General features: G+C 42.8%; 3 protein-coding genes. All 3 read right to left on the bottom strand.

The window, feature by feature from the left end; translation table 11 throughout:
- Positions 1–23 precede the first annotated feature (23 nt).
- Complete coding sequence (locus AC3LHT_RS05420; RefSeq protein ID WP_488662203.1) at positions 24–266, bottom strand: GrpB family protein; 243 nt, start codon at positions 264–266, stop codon at positions 24–26.
- Positions 267–288: 22 nt separating this feature from the next.
- The gene (locus AC3LHT_RS05415; protein WP_488662202.1) at positions 289–3,420 is read right to left on the bottom strand and encodes an alpha-mannosidase; all 3,132 of its coding nucleotides are present in this window, start codon (positions 3,418–3,420) and stop codon (positions 289–291) included.
- Between the two features lies 1 nt (position 3,421).
- Positions 3,422–4,351, bottom strand: a 930-nt coding sequence (ylqF, locus tag AC3LHT_RS05410; RefSeq protein WP_488662201.1) for a ribosome biogenesis GTPase YlqF, incomplete at its 5' end; no start/stop codon positions are given.

Genomic DNA, 4,351 nt, shown 5'->3' with positions numbered 1-4,351 from the left:
ATCTTCTTTCAGGAATTAGTGCCTCATAGTCCGGGAAATAGCTTTTCAAGGTCTTTTATATACTTTTTCGCCATACCAATGGAACAAATCCCAATCATTATATCTATTATGGGCTTGGCGCAAAGGCTGGGGACGGAAGTGCTACCTATGTGTTCAATATGCACATTCGTCCCCAGAACATTCTGAATCTTTTCTTTTTCTAAAGCAAAAATATCTGGCCAATGGTCATCGTATGGAAGTATCACTATGGATTCTTTTTTTGCCATATCAAATTCCTTTCACAATTCCTTATTTCAGCAGAAGGGTGTATATTTTGAAGGGCTCATATGCGAGTTCAATCATCGAACCAACAAGCCCTATCTTTTCAATGGGTTCTTCGAGAATGTTAGCAAGCCAAGCTTCTTTTAAATTAAAGTTCCCGGGCAATTTCAAACGCATTTTCCCACGCTCACCAAGGGTTTCAACAACCCTGACTACTATACCACCTTCTTCTCCATGTTTGAGAGCAAGTAATTTTATACTTTCGGATTCGATTTTCAGGAAAGGCTTTGTAATTGATGATTTGCCAAGAATCGTGATAAGAGGTCTATTGAGAGCTTCTGCTTCCCGCTGAACCATTAGTAAGTCAGCCCCTTTATGCGGATAAATGCTGTAACTGAAACTGTGTTCACCTTCATCACCAAAAAAGTGTGGAAATACCGGTGAGCGCAAAAGAGTTAATTCCATCACATTATCACGGCAACCATGACCGTATTTCCCATTGTTTAGAATGCTCACACCGTATCCCCTTTCGGAGAGGTCCATCCAGCGGTGTGCCGGGACTTCAAAACGGGCTTTTTCAAAATCGGTGTTGCTGTGGGTAGCCCTTTCGATATATCCTGCTGAAAGGTCATAGCGTGCATGGCGCGAAAGGACATTCACAGGGAACAATGCTTTGAGCAGGCTCCTCCTGTGATGCCAGTTGATTTGTGTATCCACATCAACCCTTCTTGAGCCTTTGAGAAGGGAAATAATCTGTGTTATCTGGGTTTTACCAAGCTCGTAGAATATTTTTATAGCTGAGCGGAGTTCCCCGGATTCGATTCTCTGGATAAAACTCGCATTTAATCTGTTGCCGTATTTTTTGTGATGGTAATCGATATCCCAGGCATCCCAATACGCTGGAACATCACTGTATAACCATAATTGATTGCCACTTTCGGTAAAGACTTCGCGGTCCATTTCTTTGTCATATATAGACAAAGTCCCATCTTCGTGAACTGTAACCTTCACGAATTCATTTTCCAGGGCGTTAGAAGCTTTGAAAGTTTCTGCTGATTCTTCTGAAACATTAGGTTCGACAGCTTCGTTCAATATCTCCAGATTTTCAAAGCTAAAGGCTTCAATATGGTTTTCTGAGAAATAAAGCCAGTTTCCATTATGGGTTCTTTGTGGCTTGAGGATTTCGCCATTGCTTCTCTTTAGGGCTTTCCCATCGAGGTCTTTATAGAAAAGCAACGGTTTCGGATGTGTGCCAGCGTTCAAAACGGTTATGCTATCATCAGAGGTTTTTGTCAGAATGTTCAACGCCTCTCCCTTTATGAGCTTGAGTTCTTCGCTGGCCTGGGAAAGTTCCCTTTCAGCATCGCTGTACACCTCACCTATGGAAGAGCCCGGAAGAATATCGTGGAATTCATTATGTAGCAGGATTTCCCAGATTCTGTTTATTCTTTCCCCTGGGTAGTCTCTATCTTCATACGCCAGGGTGGAGAGCAATTCCGCCTCGTATAGAAGGTCTTCAACTTTCTTGTGAAGGGCCTTAGTGCGCGCCTGGCTTGTAAGCGTTCCGCGATGAAGCTCAAAATACAACTCGTTGTCCCAGACCGGTAACTTTTCAGGTGCCGGGATAGCTTTGAAGAACTCCTCGGGGGATTTCATTTCGAGCTTTGGCATGCCGGGGAAGTCCTTTAGGATTTTGTAATTTTCAATCATTTCGTCCGTAGGACCGCCACCGCCGTCCCCATAGCCAAAGGTTAGCAAACTCGCGGGGTAGTTCCTCTTATCTTTGTAGTTGTTCCAGGTTTGGGTTATGTCAAATGGTTCTATGTGAGCGTTGTAATTGCCATTTGGATTGTCGAAGCTGTGGTAAATGACTTCAGTGCCATCAATACCACGCCAACGGAAAAGATCCGAAGGCATTTTATTTTTCTCGTTCCAGCTGAGCTTTATGCTAAAGAAGTATTCTATCCCGGCGCTTTTTAGTATTTGCGGTAATATCCAGCTAAAACCGAAGACATCCGGCAACCAACCGGTTTTGCTTTTGACACCAAACTCCCTGGCAAAGAATCTCTGGCCCATCAGCAATTGACGTATGAGAGATTCTGCCGCTGGAACGTTACAATCATTTTCTACCCACATACCGCCGATGGGAATCCAATTCCCTTTCTTGACTAATTCTTTGATCTCTTTATAAAGAACCGGGTCTTTTTCCTTTATATCTTTATACATCTGAGCTGAAGACTGCACATAGACGAAGTCGCCATATTTCTTTGCGAGCCTTATGGAGTTTGCGAATGTCCTTCTGATCTTCCTTTTTGTCTCTTCAATGGGCCAGAGCCACGCATAATCTATATGAGCATGTCCTGAGATTACGAGCTTCCCCGATGGGGGGATTAGCTTTTTTAAGCCCTCAAGCTTTTTTTTGAGCAAAGCGGCAGCCTGCATTATGGAATCACGCTGTTCCACAGAAAGGCTGTTTCCAGCGGAACACGGAAATTTTTCTGGATTCCATATCTTTGAGACTTCAGGATGAAGGGAGGGATTATCCCTCACAGTTTTGAAATATGATTCTGAATCTCTGGGAATTCGAATCTTTGAGAAGGCTTCGTCGATAAATTCGGCAAGTTTTTCAGCAAGTAGCTGGTTATCCGTATATTTCAAAACTTCAATTGCCATATGAAACAAACGGATAGAGGCGTCAATGCCCTTATCAACCAGCAACAAAGAACTGCTTTCAAAAGCTGGCTCAAATACACTTGAACCAAATAACCCCTTGGGAACTGTCTGAATGGCAAGCTGATGTTCCTTGCCATCAGCAACTTCGGAAAGATCGATATCCTTGTGGTATTCGTTTATTTCACCAAAGGCTTTTCCATCAACGAGCACGAGGCTTTCCCCACCAGTCCAGACTTCGAAGAAAAGTCCTTCTTCACTACCTGGCTTCGGAAGCTCCAAACGGTTCACAAACCATACGGGGAACGGTTCGGGTTCCCATTTGTAGCCTGCGTCGATTTTAATTTCATCACTTTCTGGAGGAGTATCTGAAGGGAAACGAGCAAAGCTCCAGTTGTCAATTTTAATTCTTCTCTTTGTCCTGTAAGGGATAATTTCACCAAGAATTCTGTTGAAGCGTGCATACAATTCCTTAACAGATGCGTACATGTTAAACCTCCTTGCTATCTTTTATTGTTTTTTTACTCATAATCGTCATAACTTCTTCCGGAATTTCGTAAGAGAACCGTCCAAATTTTCCATCTGCTATTTCCCTTAAGAATACAAAAGCTCCCCTTTCCAGATCCACTTCTCCATGAGCTTTTAAAAAGCCCCGCTTTATTGAAAATTTATTCAGAAAGTCCATAAAATCAACAAAGGGATTGCCAAGCCTTTTTTCCAGTGGAGCGTTGGAATATCTTTCAAACAGGAGATTGAATACGGATTTAGCGGCTTCTATTGTGTCCATCTTTTCAAAAGGCATTGCCCCAACAGCGAGTAATTTGGTTACGATAGAAGGGCTGTGAAGCCTTGTATATAATATTCCGGGTGTATCAAGTACAATGAGCCCCTTTGCGGCAGTAATCCATTGTACTCCCCGGGTAACCCCGGGTTTGTTCCCCACGGCCAGGGATTTTTTCCCTCTTAGCCTGTTTATAAAAGTGGATTTCCCGACATTTGGTATACCAACAATCATGATCCTCTTTTCGGTAAATTTGCTCTTCACAAAAGGCATGACCCTTTTCACAAGGAAATCCTTCACGTTTACGTTTTTTAGGTTCGTTGCCAGGACTGGTTGCCCTTTTTGCTGAAAATGTTTGAGCCATCGCTTGGTGATCGAAGCATCAGCAAGGTCTTCTTTGTTGAGGACGAATATCACCGGCTTGTTTTGAAACAGCCGCTCATATTCATATGCCCGGCTGGTAAAAGGAATGCGAGCATCCAGCAATTCGACGATTGCATCAACTGCTTTTAAGTGTTTTGCGATCTGCTTTTTGGCTTTTTCAACTCTCCAGACTGGTTTGTCTGTTTCGTGCAATATTGCTAATCTCAGCTTCTCTTTTACATTAATTAAAACGCCTTTTTTAAGTTGAAATTTTTT

This window comes from Kosmotoga sp. (assembly GCF_982836095.1).
Note: the sequence above shows the minus strand (reverse complement) of the source record. Positions and strands in the feature narration are given on the sequence as shown.

What these genes read in the sequence shown, in the direction of transcription:
- AC3LHT_RS05420 (WP_488662203.1), bottom strand. Translation starts at nt 266, where the DNA reads ATGGCAAAAAAAGAATCCATAGTGATACTTCCATACGATGACCATTGG.
- AC3LHT_RS05415 (WP_488662202.1), bottom strand. Translation starts at nt 3,420, where the DNA reads ATGTACGCATCTGTTAAGGAATTGTATGCACGCTTCAACAGAATTCTT.